This window comes from Microbacterium pullorum (genome assembly GCF_014836535.1).
Lineage (GTDB): Bacteria > Actinomycetota > Actinomycetes > Actinomycetales > Microbacteriaceae > Microbacterium > Microbacterium pullorum.
This window is the reverse complement of the sequence record NZ_JACSQP010000007.1, coordinates 98,213-115,993: the sequence shown is the minus strand read 5'-3', so window position 1 is coordinate 115,993 and position 17,781 is coordinate 98,213. Positions and strand designations below refer to the sequence as shown.

Annotated in this window: 15 protein-coding genes; 1 reads left to right on the top strand and 14 read right to left on the bottom strand. The window is 70.8% G+C overall.

The features are described from left to right. Positions 1-34: 34 nt before the first annotated feature. The 4 genes from H9651_RS12130 to H9651_RS12115 all read right to left on the bottom strand — a co-directional run bounded on the left by H9651_RS12130 (position 35) and on the right by H9651_RS12115 (position 3,707). On the bottom strand, positions 35-979 hold the full coding sequence (locus H9651_RS12130) for an endonuclease domain-containing protein (RefSeq protein WP_191719587.1): 945 nt from the start codon (positions 977-979) through the stop codon (positions 35-37). A 208-nt stretch (positions 980-1,187) separates the two neighbouring features. Further along, positions 1,188-1,931 (bottom strand): hypothetical protein, encoded by a 744-nt coding sequence (locus H9651_RS12125; RefSeq protein ID WP_191719586.1) that lies wholly within the window; start codon positions 1,929-1,931, stop codon positions 1,188-1,190. A gap of 60 nt (positions 1,932-1,991) precedes the next feature. Beyond that, positions 1,992-3,458, bottom strand: a complete 1,467-nt coding sequence (gene cls / locus H9651_RS12120; RefSeq protein ID WP_191719585.1) for a cardiolipin synthase — start codon at positions 3,456-3,458, stop codon at positions 1,992-1,994. 45 nt (positions 3,459-3,503) lie between these two features. After that, complete coding sequence (locus H9651_RS12115) at positions 3,504-3,707, bottom strand: hypothetical protein (RefSeq protein ID WP_191719584.1); 204 nt, start codon at positions 3,705-3,707, stop codon at positions 3,504-3,506. Between the two features lie 116 nt (positions 3,708-3,823). Here H9651_RS12115 and H9651_RS12110 point away from each other — a divergent pair, with 116 nt between their 5' ends. After that, positions 3,824-4,966, top strand: coding sequence for a DUF4192 family protein (locus H9651_RS12110; protein WP_191719583.1), 1,143 nt, complete (start codon positions 3,824-3,826; stop codon positions 4,964-4,966). 443 nt (positions 4,967-5,409) lie between these two features. On the opposite strand, the gene lysS is transcribed toward H9651_RS12110, so the two are convergent. The 10 genes from lysS to H9651_RS12060 all read right to left on the bottom strand — a co-directional run bounded on the left by lysS (position 5,410) and on the right by H9651_RS12060 (position 17,776). Next, positions 5,410-6,930 carry a lysine--tRNA ligase gene (gene lysS / locus H9651_RS12105; protein WP_191719593.1) on the bottom strand — a complete coding sequence of 507 codons (1,521 nt, stop codon included), beginning with the start codon at positions 6,928-6,930 and terminating at the stop codon, positions 5,410-5,412. A 194-nt stretch (positions 6,931-7,124) separates the two neighbouring features. Next, positions 7,125-7,943: a serine hydrolase gene (locus tag H9651_RS12100; RefSeq protein WP_191719582.1), complete on the bottom strand. Its 819-nt coding sequence runs from the start codon at positions 7,941-7,943 to the stop codon at positions 7,125-7,127. Continuing rightward, positions 7,940-9,004 (bottom strand): C45 family peptidase, encoded by a 1,065-nt coding sequence (locus H9651_RS12095; RefSeq protein ID WP_318244865.1) that lies wholly within the window; start codon positions 9,002-9,004, stop codon positions 7,940-7,942. Before H9651_RS12095 ends, H9651_RS12100 begins: the two co-directional genes overlap by 4 nt. Further along, positions 9,001-9,840: a serine hydrolase gene (locus H9651_RS12090; protein ID WP_318244864.1), complete on the bottom strand. Its 840-nt coding sequence runs from the start codon at positions 9,838-9,840 to the stop codon at positions 9,001-9,003. The genes H9651_RS12095 and H9651_RS12090 overlap by 4 nt, the downstream gene beginning before the upstream one ends. After that, the gene (locus H9651_RS12085; RefSeq protein WP_191719580.1) at positions 9,837-10,820 is read right to left on the bottom strand and encodes a S66 peptidase family protein; all 984 of its coding nucleotides are present in this window, start codon (positions 10,818-10,820) and stop codon (positions 9,837-9,839) included. The genes H9651_RS12090 and H9651_RS12085 overlap by 4 nt, the downstream gene beginning before the upstream one ends. Continuing rightward, positions 10,817-12,472: an ATP-binding cassette domain-containing protein gene (locus tag H9651_RS12080; protein ID WP_191719579.1), complete on the bottom strand. Its 1,656-nt coding sequence runs from the start codon at positions 12,470-12,472 to the stop codon at positions 10,817-10,819. Before H9651_RS12080 ends, H9651_RS12085 begins: the two co-directional genes overlap by 4 nt. Beyond that, positions 12,472-13,383 carry an ABC transporter permease gene (locus H9651_RS12075; RefSeq protein ID WP_191719578.1) on the bottom strand — a complete coding sequence of 304 codons (912 nt, stop codon included), beginning with the start codon at positions 13,381-13,383 and terminating at the stop codon, positions 12,472-12,474. The genes H9651_RS12080 and H9651_RS12075 overlap by 1 nt, the downstream gene beginning before the upstream one ends. Continuing rightward, positions 13,380-14,423: an ABC transporter permease gene (locus H9651_RS12070; RefSeq protein ID WP_191719577.1), complete on the bottom strand. Its 1,044-nt coding sequence runs from the start codon at positions 14,421-14,423 to the stop codon at positions 13,380-13,382. Before H9651_RS12070 ends, H9651_RS12075 begins: the two co-directional genes overlap by 4 nt. A 76-nt stretch (positions 14,424-14,499) precedes the next feature. Then, positions 14,500-16,350 (bottom strand): ABC transporter substrate-binding protein, encoded by a 1,851-nt coding sequence (locus tag H9651_RS12065; protein WP_191719576.1) that lies wholly within the window; start codon positions 16,348-16,350, stop codon positions 14,500-14,502. 313 nt (positions 16,351-16,663) lie between these two features. Then, positions 16,664-17,776, bottom strand: a complete 1,113-nt coding sequence (locus tag H9651_RS12060; protein WP_191719575.1) for a M20/M25/M40 family metallo-hydrolase — start codon at positions 17,774-17,776, stop codon at positions 16,664-16,666. Positions 17,777-17,781 lie beyond the last annotated feature (5 nt).

The following is a 17,781-nucleotide window of genomic DNA, read 5'->3' as shown; positions in this document are numbered from 1 at the left end:
GGCGGCGCGCGGGCCGGGCAGCGAGGGGCGGGGCTCAGACGGCGGCGCGGATCGCGCGGCGCACGCGCAGCACGAGGCGTTCCGGATACCGGAACAGTTCCTCACTCGTCACGCGGATCACACACCACCCCTCGGCGGCGAGCCCCTCGTACCGCCGGATATCGGCCGCCCACTGCGCCGCGTCGACGAGATGATGCGAGCCCTCGTATTCGACCGCGACCTTCCATCGCGGATAGGCGAGATCCACGCACGCGATGCACCGGCCGTCACCATCGACCACCCAGTGGTTGATCAGCGGCTCCGGCAGACCGGCATCCACGATCACGAGCCGCGTCCACGTCTCGGTACGGGACGCAACGCGCGGCTGCACCTGCGTCAGCGCCTCGCGCAGCGCGCAAACACCGACACGCCGCTTGGTGAAGACCGCGGCCTCCAGTTGCGCGCGGGTGGCGAGGGGCGCTGCCATTCCATAGCGGCGGTCGCTGACGAGGGCATCTGCGACGGCCACGAGATCATAGGGATGCCGGAGCACCCGGCCGAGCATCGCCCAGGTGCTGGCGGGGGTCGGCACCGGGAGTCGATGCTCGGGGTGGAGAGTCAGCCGCACGTGCTCAGGCTGCACGCGGTGACCGCGCACCCCGCGCCCTCTCGGCGGACGTGCGGGGTGCAGCACTCCGACATCGAGGTCGTCGTGCATCAGGAGCGGTCCGGGAGGGAGCGGCACGCCCCAGAGGACGGCCGCCGTCAGGTGCGAGAAGAACGCACCGTCACCCAGCCGCAGGTTCGCGATGGCGGCGCGGTCGATGATCTCGTCCTCGGGCCGCAGCACCGGCGAGCGCGCGTCAGTGACGACATAGATGCCGTGGAAAGGATGCCCGAGGTCCGCTGCCCGGAGCCTCGAACGCGCGACGCCGGCGGCTGCGGCATCCGCCGCGGTGAACGCAGACGGGAGCAACTCGGGAAGCGGCGCACCAAGCATGAAAACAACCTGGCATTCGTCGCGGGGGCGCCGTTGCCGATGTGGGCCGAATGGGGACGGATGCCACCCCTCGCGACCTGTGGAGGAACCGCCGCGCCGCCACCCGCTGCGTGCCCGGCGCCGCTCCGGTGTCGCCTCCGCACGGTGAGAGGTCGCTCCCACCCGCGATTCGCGACACTCGAGCAGCCCCAGCCCGCGGGCGCGGGGTTCAGCCCAGGATCGTCGTGGTGACGGGGGTCTCGAACTCCGACCCGCCTCCGGTGAGGGTCAGGGTCACGGGCGCGTCGTCGACATCCACGCCGCCGTCGAGGTACACGAGGGTTGCGCGGGGAGCGAGGTCCATCGTGCACATGCGGTCGGCGGCGGGCTCGGCGAAGGTGACCGTCACGGCATCCGCCGCCGTCGCCTCAACCGACTCGACGATCGGCGCGCACGACGACGACCCCCACGTGAGCACGACGAACGCGTCGTCGTCCACCCAACCGGCGCTCGGCGCGTAGTCGGTCTGCCCGCTCGGCGCCGCCAGCCCGGGGATGCCGTCGAGGTCGGTGTCGGCACGGTAACCGTCGCCGATCACCTCGATTTCGAGGTCCTGCGAGGGGTCGACACCCTCGGGCAGGCCGACGGGCGTCACCCGCGGGCTCATGTCCGCGGTGCAGGCGGTGTCGCCTGCGGGGTCGACGAGGGTGACCTCCAGAACACCCGCCGAGGTGAGCGTCGCGGCATCGGCCGTCGGCACGCACGACGACGAACCCTGGGTCACGAGCGCGATCATGCGACCGCCGTCGAGCCAGGCCGCATCCACGTCGATGTCGGCCACACCGCCCGACGCTGCGGTGCCCGGGGAGGCGGGGGTAGCAGGATCGGCCGTGGCGCAGGCGGTCAGCCCGCCGGCCAGCAGCACGGCGAGGCCGGCGCCGGCCAGCACAGAGGTGAGTCGGGAAGAGGTCATGAACCTATTCTGGCCTGTTCCGCTCCGCAGCGCTGACCGATACTCACACCGCGATGACGCTCATTGCAGCGCCGAGGTGAGTCGCGCGAGGTTGTCGAGCACCGTGGAGCGCAGCGGCTGCTGCATCCACTCGTCGAGCGTCAACTCGCGGCTGAGTTCACGGTATGACTGCTCGACTTCGCGCATCTCCGTCACGAACTCCGTTCCGCGCACGAGCATCGACACCTCGAGGTTCAGACCGAACGAACGCATGTCCATGTTGCTCGATCCGATCACGGCCACCTCGTCGTCGACGGTCATCGACTTCGAGTGGAGGATGTAGGGCTTGCGGTACATCCAGATGCTCACGCCGGCTCGCAGGAGCGCCTCGTAGTAGCTGCGCTGCGCGTGGTAGACCAGGGCCTGGTCGCCCTCCTCGGAGACGAACAGCTGCACGTCGACGCCGCGCTGGCACGCGGTGGCGATGGCCAGCAGCATCGCCTCGTCGGGCACGAAGTACGGGCTCACGATGATCAGCTTGCGCTGCGCGGCATACATGAGACTCAGGAACAGCTTGAGGTTGTTCTCGAACTCGAAGCCGGGTCCCGACGGGATGATCTGGCAGTCCAGGTCCCCCGGTCCGGCCTGCACCGAGAACAGGTCGATCTCGTCGGCGAGCGTCTCGCCGGTCTCGCTGAACCAGTCCGAGAGGAACACCGCGTTGATGGATCCCACGATGGGTCCTTCCACCCGCACCATGAGGTCCACCCAGTGCAGCCCGCGGCGGATGTTGCGCCGCAGGTTGTAGGTCGAATCGGTGATGTTCTGCGAGCCCATGAACGCGACGACGCCGTCGATCACGAGGAGTTTGCGGTGGTTGCGCAGGTCGGGGCGCTGATACTTTCCGCGCAACGGCTGCACCGGCAGCATCAGCTGCCAGTGCGCGCCCATGTCGGTGAGGCGCGTGAGCGTCTGCTTGTAGTAGGGCTTGCCGCGGTTGGCCCAGTGGTCCAGCAGCACACGCACGGTGACGCCGCGGGCGCAGGCCTCTTCGAGGGCTCGGAAGAAGTTGTCGGTGGTGGCGTCGGCCTGCAAGATGTAGAACTCGACGTGCACATAGCGCTTCGCAGCACGGATGGCGTCGGCCTGCTGGTCGAGTGATGCTTCGTAGTCCGCGATGAGGTGGGCGGAGTTGTCCCCCGCCAGCGGCATGGCCCCCAGGTTGCGGTTGAGGGTCACGGTGGAGGTGAACCACTCCGGCGCGTGCGGGCGCAGCGTGCCGAAGTCGAGGTTCTCGCTGGTTTCGTGGATGTACTCGTTGATCTGCGCCTGCTTGCGGCGGCGCTTGCGCGGCAGCCGCGGGTTTCCGATCAGCAGGAACAGGAAGACACCCACGATGGGGATGAAGTAGATCGCCAGGAGCCAGGCCATAGCCGCGGTCGGGCGCCGGTTGCGGGGCACGACGATGATCGCGGTGATGCGGACGATGATGTCGACGACGCCGACGAGGATGACCCACCAAGTCCAGTCGACGGTGATGCTGATCACTGGTGCCCCTCGCTACTCATTGGGTCAGCGTAGCGAGAGGGGCGGTCATCCGGCGCTGGTCGAGGCGGGGGTGTCGTCGGCGACGGGCGGCAGACCACGCTTGGCGCGTTCCTCCGCCTCGATGCGGGCGTGCACGCGGCGTTCGGTGCGGTCCATGCGCAGGATGCTGCGCAGCACGAACCAGAACAAGAAGACGACCACGATGGTCGGCAGCAACGCCCACATCACCGCGCCCCAGGTTTCGTCCATGAACCCATCGTACGCGGCTCCAGCGCTTCCTTAACCGGCAGAAATCGCCCCGGATCCTTCACAACGGGGGCGGTTCCGGCCTCGCCGGCATCCGTCGATCCGACCACGCTGACGCCATGACCACGATCGTGAAGGCGGCGGATGCCGCGCATTTCCTCTCCCTCGTCCCTGCGATGCTCGGCTTCGCCCCGACCCGCAGCCTCGTGCTGGTGCCGTTCGATCGGGGGCGCAGTATCGGCGCGATGCGCATGGATCTGCCCCGCGCGGAGGTCGATCTCGACGCCTTCGCGGCCACGTGCCTCGGCATGGTGTGCCGACTTCCCGACGCCGATGCCGTCGCCGTCGCGGTGTACACCGACGCGTCGTGCCGTGACGGCCTGCCACACGCCGACCTGGTCGCGAGCCTGGGCAGAAGCGCGGATGCCTGCGGGTTGCGAGTGACCGACGCGCTCTCCGTCGGGGCCGACGGCTGGGGTTCGCACCTCGACGCCGACTGCCCACCGGGTGGCCGCCCCCTCGCCGCCCTGCAGCTGCCCACCCCCGCGGCGGCGCCCATCGCGCCGGGTGATCAGGCGTCAGGCGCGACGTTGCCGCCGCGGGACTCTGCCCGCGCCGATGCGGTCGCCGCGGCGCTGCGCGGGCTCTACTGGGCGGTGCGGACGCTGTGCGGCGACCGCGCCGAACCGCCCGACCCGGGGGAGGCCGACGGCGGCGTGGCAGACGGCGACCGTCGCATCGATCCGGCCGCCCTGGCGGCGGCGTGCCGCCTCGACGACGTGGTGCAGTTCTTCGAGCAGGCGCTCGAAGCGGATGCCGCCACTGTGCCCCCGTACGACGCGGCGCTGCTCGTGTGGTGTCTGGCGCGACCGGCGCTGCGCGATGTCGCCCTGGTGCAGTGGAGCGCCGACGCGGCGCGCGGCGAGCGCGCGCTGGAGGCGCAACGGCGGTGGGAGGACGGTGCCGAGTATCCCGTCGACCTCGCCATGACGATGTGGGGCGAGGGTCAGCGTCCCGACCCGCAGCGACTGTCGCGCGCCCTCGAGGTGACGCGGGTGCTCGCCGCACTCGCGCCGACGCCACTGCGGCCGGGAGTGCTCGCGGCGTGCGCCTGGTTGTCGTGGGCGCTCGGGCGTTCGACGCACGCCGAGCGGTACGCGCAGCTGGCGACCGACATCGAGCCCGAACACGGGCTTAGCGAGATCGTGCTGTCTTTCGTCGCGGCCGGGCATCTGCCCGACTGGGCCTTCCGCCGCGCCTGACCCCGCGGCCGCGGCGTGCGGGCGTCGGGGCGTGCGCGGCGTCGGGGCGTCGGGGCGTCGGGGCGTGCGGGCCGTCGGTCCGTGCGGGCCGTCGGGCCGCTCAAGTGTCACGTCCGCACAGTCCGCGCCCGAGGCACCCACCACACGTGACACCGGAACGGCGCCGGCTCGCGGGCCCGCGGCATCCGCCTGTCCCAGGGCCGCTCGAGTGTCACGCCCGCACAGTCCGGGCACGAAGTACCCGCCACACGTGACACCGGAGCAGCCCGGCACACCCGCGACCCCGGGCACACCCGCGACCCCGGGTCCCCGCGGCACCGCTCGAGTGTCACGTCCGCACAGTCTGCGCGCGATACACCCGCGATATGTGACACCGGAGCAGCCCGGGCAGCCCGCACGCGGGACCGGGCACCGCGGGGCGACGCGCCCCCGCGCGGCGCGGGTTACTTCACCAGCGGGAAGAGGATCGTCTCGCGGATGCCGAGGCCCGTGATCGCCATCATCAGGCGATCGATGCCCATGCCCATGCCACCGGTGGGCGGCATGGCGTGCTCGAGCGCCCGCAGGAACTCCTCGTCCACGCGCATCGCCTCGTCATCCCCGCGGGCGGCGAGCTTGGCCTGCTCCACGAACCGCTCGCGCTGGATGACCGGGTCCACGAGCTCCGAGTAGCCGGTGGCCAGCTCGAAGCCGCGCACGTACAGGTCCCACTTCTCCACGACACCGGGGATCGACCGGTGCTCGCGCACGAGTGGGCTGGTGTCGAGGGGGAAGTCCATGACGAAGGTCGGGCGAACGAGGTCGCCCTTGACGAAGTGCTCCCACAGCTCCTCGACGAACTTGCCGGGCGTGGCGATCTTCGCGGGCACCTCGACCCCCACCTCCGCGGCGAACGCGGTGAGCTCGTCGAGCGTCGTCTCGGGGGTGATGGTGCGACCGGATGCGGCCGACAGCGACTCGTACATCGAGATGCGGTCCCACTGACCGCCGAGGTCGTACTCGGTGCCGTCGGCCCACGTGACCGTGGTGGAGCCGGCGACGGCGACGGCCGCGTTCTGCACGAGTTCCTGGGTGAGGTCGGCGATGCCATTGTAGTCGCTGTAGGCCTGGTAGGCCTCGAGCATCGCGAACTCCGGGCTGTGCGTGGAGTCGGCGCCCTCGTTGCGGAAGTTGCGGTTGATCTCGAACACCCGGTCGATGCCACCGACGACGGCGCGCTTGAGGAACAGCTCCGGCGCGATGCGCAGGTACAGCTCGGTGTCGAACGCGTTGGAGTGCGTCACGAACGGGCGGGCGGCCGCGCCGCCGTGCTGCACCTGCAGCATGGGCGTCTCCACCTCGATGAAGCCGTGATCGGTGAAGGTGCGGCGCAGGCTCGCGTTGACCTTGGCGCGCGCGACGACGGCATCCCGCGCCTGCTCGCGGGCGATGAGGTCGAGGTAGCGCGAGCGCACCCGGCTCTCTTCGCTGAGCTCGGTGTAGAGGTTCGGCAGCGGCAGCAGCGCCTTCGAGGCGATCGCCCACTCGGTCACCATGATCGACAGCTCGCCGCGGCGGCTCGAGATGACCTGCCCGCTCACGAAGACGTGGTCGCCGAGGTCGACGAGTTCCTTCCACGACTGCAGCGACTCCTCGCCCACCTCGGCGAGGGAGACCATCGCCTGGATGCGACTGCCGTCGCCGGCCTGCAGCGAGGCGAAGCACAGCTTGCCGGTGTTGCGGCTGAACACCACGCGCCCCGCGACACCGGCGGTCACGCCGGTCTCTTCGCCCGCTTCGAGGTCGGCGAAGCGTTCGCGCAGCGCGGGGATGGTGTCGGTGACCGGGACCGACACCGGGTAGGCGCCGCCGGCGGCATCCGCGCGTTCGGCGATGAGGCGCTCGCGCTTGGCGAGTCGCACGGCCTTCTGCTCGAACACATCCTCTTCGGAGGTGGATTCTGCGGGCGTGGGGGAAGGCGGCATCGTCACGAAGGGCTCCTTGGAAAGTCGCCCTCGAGTCTACCGGCGGCACCCGAGCGGCCCCTGCGAGCCAACCAGGTCGGGCCGCCGCACCGCAACCCGCATCTGCCGCCCACCACCCGCCGCGCCACAACCCCCGACAGGCCCCGTCGCCCGTCGCCCGTCGCCCGTCGCCCGCCCCCGGCCCCCGGCGCCCGTCAGCGGCGCCCCAGCTCGACCCTCACCGCCTCACCGGCCTGCCGCATCGCCTCGAGCACGTCGTCGCGCACGTCGGTGCCGCGCTCCCAGTTCGCCAGCACGGCGTACGCGATGCGCCGCGTCGGCGACATCACCAGCCCCATGTCCGCGCGAACGGTCGAGATGGTGCCGGTCTTGTTCCACAGCCACACGTCGCGGTCGTAGCCGTAGTGCGCGAGCGGGTCGAGGCGAAAGGCGGATGCCACCATCGACAGGTCCATCCCCGCGCCGAGCCACCGTTGCAGGGTGTCGGTGGACGCGAGGCTGAGATCGGCGCCCTCGGCGGTGCGCCGCACGAACCGCACCAGGTCGGCGGCGGTCGCGTGCGACAGCGTCACGGGCGCACCGGGCGGGCGCGGCCAGCGCACCACGTCGTCGAGCCCGGAGTCGAGGTAGCCGAGCGCGCGCGTGTGCTCCTGCACGACCGGCAGCCCGATCACGCGGCACAGCGTGTTGGTCGCGGCGTTGTCGCTCACCGCGCCGATGAGGGCGGCCACGTCGTGCAGCGACAGGGTGTCGGCCTGCAGCAGGTACCAGAGGCCGGAGTTGTCCATCCACTCCACCGGCCGCCGCGTGACGGTGTCCTCCAGGCTCCGCAGACCCTCGTCAACCTCGGTGAGCAGCCGGTGCAGCAGGAAGATCTTGCCCACGCTCGCGGTGTCGAGCTTGAGGTCGGATCGGTGCTCGAACACGACGGTGTCATCGTCGAGGTCGAGGGCGAACGCCGAGACGCGCAGTCCGGGGAGGCGCTCCTCCCACGCGGCGAAGTCGATGCTCATGCGTCCACCCGCTCTCCGCGCGCGAACGCGCTCAGTCGTCCGGTCCAGATCTCTGCCGATGCCTGCAGCATCACCGTGTCCGCCGCCGTGTCGACCACGATGGTCGCGTAGGTCCAGAGGTCCTCGGCACGGTTGAGCACCCCGGGCGCCCGCAGCGCCCCGAACACGTCACCGGGCCCGGCGGGGCTGCGGCAGGCTGCGGTGAGGGCCGCCAGGCGCCCCCGGCTCTCTGCGAGCCCGGCACCGTCGGGGTCAGCGCCCAACGACCCTGCGAGGTCATCGAGGCACAGGTGGTTGGTGTGACGCAGCGGCCCGAATCCGCCACCCGCGGTCGCCACCCGACCCGCCGCGTTCTCGACGAGGTCGACCCGGCCGGCCGCGTCGGCGACGTCGAACGCGAAGCCTCCGGCGCAGGCGACGCCGGTGAGGGCGGCACGCGCGGCATCCCCGTCGCGCCGCCGCTGCGCGTGCCGGGCCACCAGGTGGCGCCCGGCACCGCCGAGGTCGGCGACGGCGACCGAGACGTGGTCCATGCCGAAGCTGAGCCCGGCCGAGGTCGTGACGAACGCGTTGGCCGGCAGCATGCCGGGGTACCAGACGGCGGTGACCGTGGGGTCGCCGTCGATGTCGAGGGTGACCAGGCGCACGTCGCCCCGCAGCTCGTCGCCGCCGTCCTCGTTGTGGCCCATCACGACACCGCCGTCGACCGCCACGGCGAGGTCACTGCAGCCGAGGCCGTCTCGGCCGAGGTCGCCGCGCAGATTCATCGCCCACAGCTCCGTCGCTGCGATGCCCGCCCCCGCGGCCATCCACTCGATCTCCTGAGCCTCCACCGGCAGCAGCCGAGCACTGGATGCCACGACCTTCGCGAACCGGTCGTGCGCGGTGCCCTCGGCGCGGTGCACGAGGCTCTGCCACATGCCGTCCTGGCGCTCGCGCACCCGCGCGATGTCGGCGGCGTGCACCTCACCCAACGCCCGGAACACCTGTTCGCGGTCGCCGCGCAGCACCGTCCACTCCAGTCCCGAGACGGCGGCGGGGCGCTCGACGACGACGCTCACCTGAGCGGCTCGTCGTCGCGCGCCCGGCCGGTGACGTGGGCGCGCAGCGTCTCGCCCAGTTCGCGCATCGCATCGAGCACCGGCGCCCGCAGGTCCCATCGGGAACCCTTCCAGTTCGCCGCCACGGCGTAGGCGACGCCCGCGGCGGGACCGGCGAGGTGACCCACGTCGATGCGGGCGAACGAGGTGGTGCCGGTCTTGTGACGCAGCACCATGCCCTGGTATTCGGCCTCGGCGTGGGCGAGCGGGTCCAGCAGCAGCCCGTCGGCGACCATCGACGTGTCGGTGTCGGCGGCGAGCCACGTCATCACCTGCTCGCTGACGGCGGCCGAGACGACGTCCCCCGCCGCCAGACGTCGCATCAGGTCGCACAGCTCCGCCCCCGTGCCGTACGACGGCGTCCACGGCAGGTCGGGGGTGCGCTCATTGCGGATGAAGTCGTGCAGCGCCGTGTCGCGGTACCCGAGCGCGGGGGCGACCTGGCGCACCGCGTCGAGGCCGCACATGGCCAGCAGGGCGTTCGTGGCGAGGTTGTCGCTGACGGCCCCCACCAGCAGCGCGGCGTCGTACACGCTCACCCGCGGATCGGCCATGCGGTACAGCAGCCCCGAGTCGGCCACGGCGTGCTCCGGCGGAATCTCGACGCGCTGGTCGGGGTCGACTTCCCCCGCCTGCAGGCGCCGGGCGACCTCGATCAGCAGGAAGACCTTGCCGACGCTGGCCGTCTCACACACGACGTCGGGGTCGTGCTCGGCCAGCACCGTGCCGTCATCGGCGACCACGCGCACCGACCACTGGGCGCGCGGGTCGAAGGTGGGGAGCACGATCGGCGTCACGCCGGCTCCCCCACGACCAGTCGCACACCCGCATCCGCAGACCCACCGGCATCCGCCTCGAGCACACCGTCGACGTTGAGCGGAATGCTCAACGCGTCGGGGGCGTGGCCGAAGCCCTGCTCCCACAGCACCGGCACCCCGAGATCGCCGAGTTCGTCCGCCATCAGGGCGCGCACCGCGTCGGGCTCGGCGCAGTTGTGCCACGAGCCGAGCACGATGCCCGCGGCCGCCGTGAGCCGACCGGCACGCCGCAGCTGCAGCAAGAAGGAGTCCAGGCGATAGGCGTCTTCGTTGACGTCCTCCAGGAACAGGATGCCGCCCGGCACCACCGCAGCCTCGGGCGAGCCCAGCCCCATCGCCAGCAGCGACAGGTTGCCGCCGGTGAAACGGCCGCCCGCGCGCCCTGGAACGAGCACCTCGGTGCGGGGTCCGACGATGCTGCGGCCCCGCCACGGCTCGAACAGCCACCGGTGCACGTCGTCGCGGATGCCCTCGGCGTCGCGGAAGACGTCGTTGCCCGGCATGGGGCAGAAGAGCGTCGGCACGTCCAGGTGCACGCGGAACGCCTCGTGCAGCGCCGTGGCGTCGGACGACCCGGTGAGCAGCTTCGGGCGCCCATCGCGGCGCAACGACGCCTCACGCAGGCGCGGCCAGTCGATGCCGTCGAGCAGCCGCATGGCCCCGTAGCCGCCGCGCAGGCAGACGATCGCGTCGGCGTCGGGGTCGCACCAGGCATCCACGAGGTCCGCCCGGCGCACGTCATCGGCACCGGCGAGGTAGGTCGCGCGCGGGTGCGGGTCGAGCACGTGGTCGCCGACGACCACCTCCACTCCCCAGTCGCGGTAGTAGCCCACCGCGCGTTCGAGGCTCTCGACGTTGCCCGGGCCCGACGGTGAGACCACACGCACCCGGTCGCCCGGTTTCAGCGGCGCCGAGTCGAGGTAGGCGGTGCGGTGTGCGGCGAGCGCGGGCGCGCTCACGCGATGGCCCGCTGGATCGTCGGCGCCGCCGACAGCAGCTGCCGGGTGTACTCGTGCTGCGGGCGCAGCAGCACCTGCTCGGTGGGCCCGTACTCGACGATCACGCCCTCGTACATGACGGCGACGGTGTCGGCGATGTTCCACGCGAGCCCGAGGTCGTGCGTGATGACGAGGGCGCTGAGCCCCAGCCGGTCGCGCAGCGACAGCAGCAGCCCCAGGATCTCGCCGCGTGCCGAGGCGTCCAGCGACGCGACCGGCTCGTCGGCGACCAGCAGCTGCGGCCCGACGGCCAGGGCGCCGGCGATCACGGTGCGCTGGCGCTGGCCGCCGGAGAGCTCCTGCGGGATCGCGGTGAAGAAGTCCTCCGGCGGGGTGAGCTCGGCATCGGTGAGGCCCTGCGCCACCCGCTCCCGCTCGTCGCCGCGGTAGTGCTGCACGCGCAGCCCTTCGGCGACCGATTCGTAGACGCTGAGCTTGGGGTTGAGGGCGGCGGTGGGGTCCTGCAGCACCATCTGCACCTCCTTGCGGAACGCGCGTAGCCCTTTGCCCTTGCGCGGCAGGTCGCGTCCGCGGAAGCGCACGACCGAACCCGGGTCGGGCTGCTGCAGACCCACGAGCGTGCGGGCGAGGGTCGTCTTGCCCGACCCCGACTGGCCCACGAGCGCCAGGATCTCGCCGCGGCGCACGACGAGGTCGACGTCCTTCACGGCGCGGGCCGACTTCGTGCGGCTGTGGAAGGTGACACTGAGCCCGCGGGCCTCCAGCAGCACCTCGTCGGTCATGGGGCTCTGCTGCGGGTCGGATGCCGCATCCGAGCGGGTGCGTCGGGTCACCGGGTTGCGGCGCGATGCCGGGTCGCCGATCGTGGGGAAGGCGTCGGCGAGCTGGCGCGTGTACGGGTGCTGACCGCGCGTGCAGACCTCCAGCGCGTCGCCGACCTCCACCACCTCGCCGCCGCGCATGATCGCGATGCGCCGGCAGGCGCTGGCGAGCACCGACAGGTCGTGGCTGATCATGAGCAGCGAGATGCCGCGCTCGGTCACGAGGCGGCTGATCATCTCGAGGATCTGCTGCTGCACGATGACGTCGAGGGCCGTCGTGGGCTCGTCGGCGATGATGATCTCCGGCTCGCAGGCGAGGGCCATCGCGATCATGATGCGCTGCTTCTGCCCACCCGACAGCTCGTGCGGGTAGGAGTCGGCCTTCAGCGGTGGCAGGTCGACCGCCCGCAGCAGTTCGGTCACGCGTTCCCTGCGCGCGGCCTCGGTCTTCCAGCCGTCGGCGACGTGCAGTTCGAGCGCCTCAAGGATCTGCTGCCCGACGGTGCGCACCGGGTTGAGGGAGTGCATCGCGCCCTGGAACACGATCGAGGCATCCGCCCAGCGCAGCGCCCGCAGCTCACCGAAGCTCAGCTCGGTCACGTCGGTGTCGCCCACCATCACGCGCCCGGTGAGCTGGGCGTTGCCGGGCAGCAGCCGCAGCACGCTCATCGCGAGGGTCGACTTGCCCGACCCCGACTCCCCCGCGATGCCGAGGGTGCCGCCGGCGGGCAGCGTCAGGTCGACGCCGCGCACCGCCGCGATCTCGCCCCGCACCCCGCCTCCCGCGGTGCGGTAGGTGATGGAGACGTCCTCGAACCTCAGATCGGGCATCAGCGGCTCCTCAGCGTGGGGTTGACGATCGTCTCGACGGCGCGGCCGACGAGGGTGAAGGCGAGCACGACCAGCACGATCGCGATGCCGGGCACCAGCACGTACCACCAGTAGCCGCTGGTCGCGGCCGAGACGTCCATGGAGTTGCGCAGCACCGCGCCCCACGACTGCAGGGTGGTGTCGCCGAGGCCGAGGAAGGCGAGAGTGGATTCCGAGATGATCGCCGAGCCCACCGTGAGGGTGGTGTTCGCCAGCACCAGCGGCAACACCGCCGGCAGCAGGTGCTTGACGATGATGTGCCAGTGGCCGGCGCCGAGCACGCGGGAGCGCTCGACGTAGTCGCGGGATTCCACCGAGAGCGTCTGCGAGCGCACCACCCGGGCGGTGCCGGCCCACGAGGTCAGGCCGATCGCGATGACGATGGTCCACACGCCTCGCGACAGCACCGTCGACAGCACGATGGCGAGGATGAGCGAGGGCAGCACCAGGAAGAAGTCGATGAGGCGCATGAGCAAGGCGCCGGGGATGCCGGTGAAGTGCCCGGCCGCAATGCCGACGATGGTGCCGATGATCATCGACATCGCCGTGGCGGCGAAGCCGACCAGCAGCGACACCTGCGCGCCCCAGAGCATGCGCACCCACAGCTCGCGGCCCTGGTGGTCGGTGCCGAGCGGATGCTCCCACGAGGGCGGGGCGAACCGCGGCGAGTCCATCACCTTGGTGACATCCAGCATCCACGCCGGGGCGAGGATCGGCGCGAGGAAGGCGAGGGTGACGATGACGACGAGGAAGACGAGCCCCACCATGCCCGAGCGGCTGCGGGAGAACTCACGGGCGAACCGGGCGAATGCGGTGCGCCGCCGCGCCCACGCCATGGCGCGCGGCGAACGGGATGCGACGTGCTCGCTCATCCGCGCCTCACTCTCGGGTCGAGCCGACGATAGATGAGATCGGCGACGAGGTTGGTGGCGATGATGACGGCCGAGAACACCACGAAGGTGCCCTGCAGCAGCGGCAGGTCGGGTCCGCTGATGGCCTCGAAGGTGAGCTTGCCCAGACCCGGCCAGGAGAAGACGGTCTCCACCGTCACCGCTCCGGCGATGAGGCCGCCGATGTGCAGGAACATGAGCGTCACCGCGGGCAGCAGCGCGTTGGGCACGGCGTGGCGGCGACGCACGAGGTCGTCGCGCAGGCCCTTCGCCCGGGCGGTGACGAGGTAGTCGGCGCTCTTCTCCTCCATGAGCGAGGCGCGCATCACCATGACGTACTGGGCGTAGACGACGGCCACCATCGTGATCACCGGCAGCACCATGTGCGCCGCGACGTCGAGCACGAGGGCGAGCGGATCGGTGGGCGGGTCGGGGGAGGTCATGCCGCCGGTGGGGAACCACTGCAGGGTGCCGCCGAAGACCATGAGCAGGATGAGCGCCAGCCAGAACGTCGGCACCGACCAGAGCACGAGCGCCATGCCCGAGGTGATGCGGTCGAACAGCGAGCCGGGCCGCCAGCCGGCCTTCTGTCCGAGCCACAACCCCAGGGCGATGGCGAGCACCGCCGAGGTGCCGGTGAGCAGGATCGTGTTCCAGAAGTAGTCGCCGATCAGCTCGCCCACCGGCTTGCGGTACACGTAGCTCTCGCCGAAGTTCAGGGTGAAGACGTTGACGATGTAGTCGACGAACTGCTGCCACAGCGGCTTGTCCAGGCCCATCTGCGTGCGCAGCTGCGCGATCTGCTCGGGGCTGAGCTGGCGCTCGCGGGCGATGCCGGCGACCGGGTCGCCGGGGAGGACCTTGAAGGCGAAGAAGCCGAGCAGGATCACCATCGCCATGCTCACGGCGGCGCCGCCGAGCTTGGACAGCAGGTACGACAGCGCCGAGGTGCGTCGCGGCGCTCTGTCCGAACCCGTCTCGGCGAGGAGGATCTCCTCAGTGGGCGGCACCGTGTTGGTCATGCGGTTCTTTCGTCCAGGGGTGCGGGCGATGGCGGGGATGCCGCGGCCGATCGGCTCGACCGCGGCATCCCGTCACTCATTCGACGTCGGCCATCTTGCGCCGGCGCAGCAGCACGAACACGATGCCGCCGATCACGAGCACGCCGACGATCACTCCGGTGACGATGAGCCCGGTGGGCACACCGCCTTCGTCGGCCTGCGCCTCGGCCGAGACCGGCTCGACGGTGAGGAAGCCCCAGTACCCGGCCTGGCTGGCGATGATGCCGCCCTCCGCGGGCTGCAGCGTGAAGCCGGTGAACCGGTCGGAGCGGTAGGCCTCGAGCGAGTTCGGGTACCACGTGGCGATCTGGGCGGTGTCGGTGTAGTTCATCACCAGCATGTCGTGGACGATCTGCTGACGAGCCTCCTCGTCGAGCTCGGAGCGCTGCTCGGCGTACATCGCGTCGAACTCGGGGTTGCAGTAGCCGTCCTGGCTCGTGCCGCCCGACCCGTCGGTGCCGGTGGGCAGCGTCGAGCACAGGTTGATGCCGAGCTGGTAGTCCGGGTCGGGGTTGACGCTCCATCCGCTGAAGTACATGTCGTAGTCGGCCTTGACGGCGCGGTCGCTGATGGTGTCGCCGTCGGTGGATTCCACCGTGATGCCGACACCGATCTCCTGCATCCACGGCACGAAGTACTCCGAGATCGACTGCTCGATGATGTCATCGGCATCGACCAGCAGACGCAGCTGCAGCGGTGCACCGTCCTTCTCGCGGATGCCACTGGCCCCGACCGTCCAGCCGGCCTCGTCGAGAGTGGCCATCGCCGCTTCGGGGTCGTACGCCATGATCGCCTCGTCGTCGGCGGGGAGGGCCCACTTCGGGAACGACGCCGGGATGAAGCTGGTCGCGAGGGTGGCGCGGCCCTCCATGACGCGCTCCAGCAGCGTCTCGGTGTCGGTGCCCTGGCGCAGTGCCTGGCGCACCTTGACGTCCTTGAGCGCTTCGTTGCCGGTGCCGTACGGCTGACCATCGCGCGTCACGGTGCCGACGTTGATGCTGATCGAGTGGTAACGACGCCCCTCACCGGAGTGGGCCGTGATGCCCTCCACACCCTCGAGCGCCTGGAACTGCGTGGGGGTGAGCCCCGCGACGAAGTCCACCTCGCCGGCACGCAGCGCCTGCACCTGGGCGTCGGAGTTGGTGTAGTAGACGTACTGGATGCGGTCGACCTTCGGTGCGCCCTGCCAGAAGTTGGGGTTGGCGCGCAGCGTGATCGACTGGTTCGGGCTGTAGCTCTCGAGCACGTAGGGCCCCGAGCCGACGACGTCGGCGTCGTTGGCGTAGTCGGCCGGGTCGTCGATCTCCTCCCAGATGTGCTTCGGAACGATCGGCACCTCGGTGCCGGGGTTCGGCGCCTGCGGGGTCTTCAGCCGGATGATGACGGTCTTGTCGTCGGGAGCCTCGACGCTCTCGAAGTTCGAGACGAGGTTGCCGTTGGCGACGCTGAGCTCGGGGACGGTCATCATCTGCTCGTACGTGTAGACGACGTCGGCCGAGGTGATCGGCTCGTCGTCGGACCACAGCAGGTCGTCCTGCAGGGTGTAGACCCACGTCATGCCGTCGTCCTCGACCTCCCAGTCGTCGGCGAGGCCCTTCGTCGGGGAGCCGTCCTCGGCGCTGTTCTGCACGAGGTACTCGTAGACGTAGCGGATCGTGTTGGTGGGGAGCAGGTAGATCGACACGAACGGATTGAACGTGTCGACGAAGCCGGAGGTGGCGATGCGGAAGGTCGTGGCATCGGCTTCGGGGGTCGCGGTCGCCTCGGCGGAGACCACCGTGGGCGCGGTGTCGGTGGCGTGAGCGGCGCCGACGGGCAGGGCGATCAGCGCCGCTGCGGCGACCACGGCCAGCGTGCGACGGGTACGCCTTCCAGGACGTTGGGGCATGAGGGTTCCTTTCATGAAACCTCGGCCGCGGCGTTCCGGGCCGGCGATGGACTACATAGAACCTCATCGTCGATGACGGGGTCAACGTATTTGTGTCCGATCGTGCCGATTGCGCGACGATTTCACATGACTGTTACATGGCGACATCCAGAGCCATCGATGCTCGATCTGCGCGAAACGTCGGGCGTACCTTCACATAATGCGCAGTGTGCGCAGCTTGGACGCCACCTTCGATACAGCATGCGCACGGCAGTCGCGCGCGTAACGATCTCTACAGCGTCGATGATCCGTAACGGATCATGCGCCCGTCGCGCTACCGGCCGAGCACGGCCGCCAGCAGCGCGATGCGCTCCTGCAGCGACTGCAGCGACAGGTGCTCAGTCAGCGCGTGGGCACCGCCGCCGCGCGGCCCGAATCCGTCGACCGTGGGGATGCCGAAGTTTCCGACCTGATTGGTGTCGCCGGCGCCCGCCGCGGGGCGCCCCGCCACCCGCTGCCCGAGCGACGCGCCCGCGCGCGCGATCTCGTCCAGCAGCGCGTTGTCACCGTCGGAGGCCTGCCATGCCGGGCGGTGGCTCAGCACCGACACCGTCACCGACGCGCCGCCGCGCACCGGCGCAAGGCCGCGCAGCGCCTGCAGCACCCGTTCCTCGGACTCACCGTCGATGAAGCGCAGGCCGATCTCGGCCTCCGCCTCGGCGGGCACCACGTTGGCCCGGCCGCCGCCGCGCAGGGTGCCGACGTTGCACAGCACCTCGCTCGGCAGGTCGGGATGGGTCACCGCCTGCCGCACCGCCATCAACTGATCGACGAGCTCATCGATCGCCGAGACGCCGGAGCCTGGGTCCAAGGCGGCATGGGCGGCGCGGCCGCCGACACGAAGGCTCACCCGGGTGCTGCCGCGACGGCCCACCTTCAGCGCACCGTCGGGATGCGGCGACTCGAACCCGATCGCCGCGGCGGCCCCGACCGCGGCCTCACGCAGCAGCTCCTGCGTCGTGGGAGACCCGACCTCCTCGTCGCAGACGACCACGACCCGCACCGCCCGCCGGCGCCGACCCGCGAGCCGTTCGACGGCGGCGAGCATGACCACCAGCCCGCTCTTCATGTCGTAGGCGCCGGGACCGCGCACGATGTCGCCCTCGATCGACCAGGGCAGATCACCCTCCAGCGTGCCGCGCGGCCACACCGTGTCGGAGTGGCCGACGAGCAGCACCGGGTCGCCGGTGCCGTCGAGGTCGGCGATGAGGGTGCAACCGGCATCGGTGCGCACGGCCCGCACACGGGCGCCGAGGTCGCGCCACCATCGGCCCAACAGGTCGACCATCGACTCGCTGGCGGCGATGTCGAGCGAAGGGGACTCGATGCGCACCAGCTGCTCGAGGCGGGCGAGCACGGTCGCCCGTTCTGCGGCGGTGTCGTTCATGCGTC